5 protein-coding genes are annotated in these 2,585 nt (G+C 46.1%); 1 reads left to right on the top strand and 4 read right to left on the bottom strand.

Annotation, left to right across the window (positions count from 1 at the left end; all coding sequences use genetic code 11):
• Positions 1 to 620: hypothetical protein (locus tag QA601_18710; protein MDG5817135.1), on the bottom strand; the 620-nt coding region annotated here is incomplete at its 3' end.
• Positions 571 to 924, bottom strand: a complete 354-nt coding sequence (locus QA601_18705; protein MDG5817134.1) for a hypothetical protein — start codon at positions 922 to 924, stop codon at positions 571 to 573. The genes QA601_18710 and QA601_18705, both read right to left, overlap by 50 nt.
• 180 nt (positions 925 to 1,104) lie before the next feature.
• Here QA601_18705 and QA601_18700 point away from each other — a divergent pair, with 180 nt between their 5' ends.
• Complete coding sequence (locus QA601_18700; GenBank protein MDG5817133.1) at positions 1,105 to 1,488, top strand: helix-turn-helix transcriptional regulator; 384 nt, start codon at positions 1,105 to 1,107, stop codon at positions 1,486 to 1,488.
• Between the two features lie 378 nt (positions 1,489 to 1,866).
• On the opposite strand, the gene QA601_18695 is transcribed toward QA601_18700, so the two are convergent.
• Complete coding sequence (locus QA601_18695) at positions 1,867 to 2,094, bottom strand: hypothetical protein (protein ID MDG5817132.1); 228 nt, start codon at positions 2,092 to 2,094, stop codon at positions 1,867 to 1,869.
• Positions 2,091 to 2,585: hypothetical protein (locus tag QA601_18690; GenBank protein MDG5817131.1), on the bottom strand; the 495-nt coding region annotated here is incomplete at its 5' end. The genes QA601_18695 and QA601_18690, both read right to left, overlap by 4 nt.

Genomic DNA, 2,585 nt, shown 5'->3' with positions numbered 1-2,585 from the left:
CCGGTAATGCGTGTATACTGGATTACCGATTCAGGAGGGATAAATCTGCACACCGCTTCCTGTAAACCTGTTTTACCTGCACCGCTGCGGCTGAGCACCAGAACCGCAAGCGGATCGGACTGGAGGCGTGACACTGATGCTATGTAGCAAAGAAGTTTGTTTGTTTTTTCTCCGATGTAACCCACCGCATCGAAGTCCTCAACGATTCTCTTTAACAGGTCTTTACTTTTAAGTGTTTCGAGTGCTTCCTTTTTCTCCTCTTCGCTCATCTGTATAGGAACGTTACCACTGCCACGTTCTTTCATGGAGACACGCTCCGCTTCAAGGGCAGATATAAGACTGCTCAGCTCTGCCATCACCGCAGTCTGCTGAACTTTGAGATATTTGGTGCAGTTCTCAGCAAAGCCCTCACGGGATCGGCTGTAGTAGAGGTCAAGTGTGTCGATCTGGAAGTGTGAAGGTTCTTCCTCTTTGTAAGCCTTGAGATTAACACGAAGGCGGTCCAGGTTATAGGGATTGAGACCGGTTATGCGGTAGGTCAGGATAGCACCACGGAAGTAGTGGCCATCACTACCCTGAGCAAGTCTGCAGGGTTTTTCTGTTTTGTTTGATTTTGGCACGGGCTGCGCTCCTTTGTTCTTTATCCGCCATAGCCTGGGCGCAGGCGGAATTTTCACCATCCATCAGACGGCGTATAAGTGAGAGGCTTTCCCGAAAGGAGCGCATATCCAGTCTCACCGGGCCGGTAAGATAGGCCTGGCGAAGTTCACGGCAGCGGTCACCAATAAACACAAACGATATCCTGCGGCGGCTATTGTGCTCCAGGTGATCGAGCGAACACCCGACACTGTGAAGAAAGGCTGCAAGATACAAATCGTTGGTGATTATGGATTGGGAAGCTGCTGTAAGGTATTTTTCATACATGGATGCGCCTCCTTTCAGGCGTTTATCTTTGGGGCCGACCGGGTGAACTTTGGTAGAGGACACCGGTTGGCCTTTTTTGCTGGTTTTAAAAAAGCTGTCAATAGCAATTTCATACACGCTTTTATACGATACTAAAATATACATTCATTGGATATAAAAACAAGGGGTTTTAAAACAGGTATGTATTTTATATTCATGACTATTGGTGAGAACATACGAAAGCTACGAAAAGCCAGAGGGCTAACGCAGGCACAACTCGGTGAAAAGGTTGGTGCCAGGCAAAAGGTCATTGCCGATTACGAAAACGGTTTTTCCAAGCCGCCGCGTGATCGCCTGATTGCTTTGGCCAATTTCTTTGATATTCCGGTTGAGAAGATCATGGGCAAAAACGGTGCTAAAGTAGAAGAACCCACCAAAGAGCATAAGATCCATGGCAACAAGCGTACTGCAAAGCTCATAGAAGCATTTGAACAGCTCTCGGAAACAGAACAAAGAGTTATACTGAACCAGACTCAGGCACTTGCTGAAAAACGTAAGCGTGCTGGCAATGGTGATACGGACTAATTACCCAACCTCTTTTTTCTTCTACCATTTCCCCCCCCCTTCTTTTGACTTTTCCGGGTTTTCTCCCTTGAGGGCCGGGGTGATAAAATTCAATTCCCGGGCACTGGGGTTTGCATAATGTTAATTATACCGATGCCGCTAATCTTATAGACCCACATGCCCGGCGTGCCGTAGCCATGGATGGCGGAGGTGAACGTATAATTTACATTATGTAAAAGTGAGGGGGCCGGATGATTGCCCGAAGCGGCCCAGAGGGACTGGGCTACTTTGATTGTCTGAGGAGCTGGCGCACCGGAGTTTTCTTGTCTGGAGTTTTCAGAAGAACATAAGAAAATGTTGAGTTTAAAATACCGATCATAGGCTATGGGGTTATGTTTATTATTTCTTCTGTGGAATATACATTCGAATTATTTCTCCACCTACAATACCACCTATTGCAACTACTATTAACCAATACAACGGCTTATCCATAAAATCTTTCAGTAATTCTGGTAATGTTCTTGGTGGTGTATACCCCCATTTCGAATTCCCCGCAAACCAACCAAACAATAAAAAAAACCATAACGATAAATACCCAATTACCCAATAATGCCACCGTTTTTTCATTCAGCACCACCAAAGATAAAATCACGAGCTCTCATAAGTACACTTGCAAAGAAACCGTAATGCGAACCTATTGAACCGGTGCTAGGCGGCCCATCAACACTATATGCCGTTACGGCTTCAGCACCTTCAATTGCAATCTTTCCCGTTGTATAAATGACTTCAGGATGTGTTTTTGCAATGGTAGTTGCAGTTTTACACGTTGCTACCACAACAGGAGCCCCCTTCACAACAACGGGAGCAGCCAAAACAGTTCCAGAAACAGCCATACTCCCTATCATAACCCCTTCACCAAATTCCACAATAGCGTCCTGTTCATGCTTAGGAACTAACCAACTCATTATACCACTAAGGGATCGTGGCATAGAAATCGCCATTTGGAAATATTCATCTTGATTGCCATCAGGATCGAACCTGTTTATCGGGTTGCTACCACCGTAGCGGTAAAGATCATGGTACTGTTCCGCAGGGTCAGTACTCACCCACCTCCCCAC

The sequence above is a fragment of the Chitinispirillales bacterium ANBcel5 genome (genome assembly GCA_029688955.1).
In the GTDB taxonomy this organism is placed as follows: domain Bacteria; phylum Fibrobacterota; class Chitinivibrionia; order Chitinivibrionales; family Chitinispirillaceae; genus Cellulosispirillum; species Cellulosispirillum alkaliphilum.
Note: the sequence above shows the minus strand (reverse complement) of the source record. Positions and strands in the feature narration are given on the sequence as shown.

What these genes read in the sequence shown, in the direction of transcription:
- QA601_18705 (MDG5817134.1), bottom strand. Translation starts at nt 924, where the DNA reads ATGTATGAAAAATACCTTACAGCAGCTTCCCAATCCATAATCACCAAC.
- QA601_18700 (MDG5817133.1), top strand. Translation starts at nt 1,105, where the DNA reads ATGTATTTTATATTCATGACTATTGGTGAGAACATACGAAAGCTACGA.
- QA601_18695 (MDG5817132.1), bottom strand. Translation starts at nt 2,094, where the DNA reads ATGAAAAAACGGTGGCATTATTGGGTAATTGGGTATTTATCGTTATGG.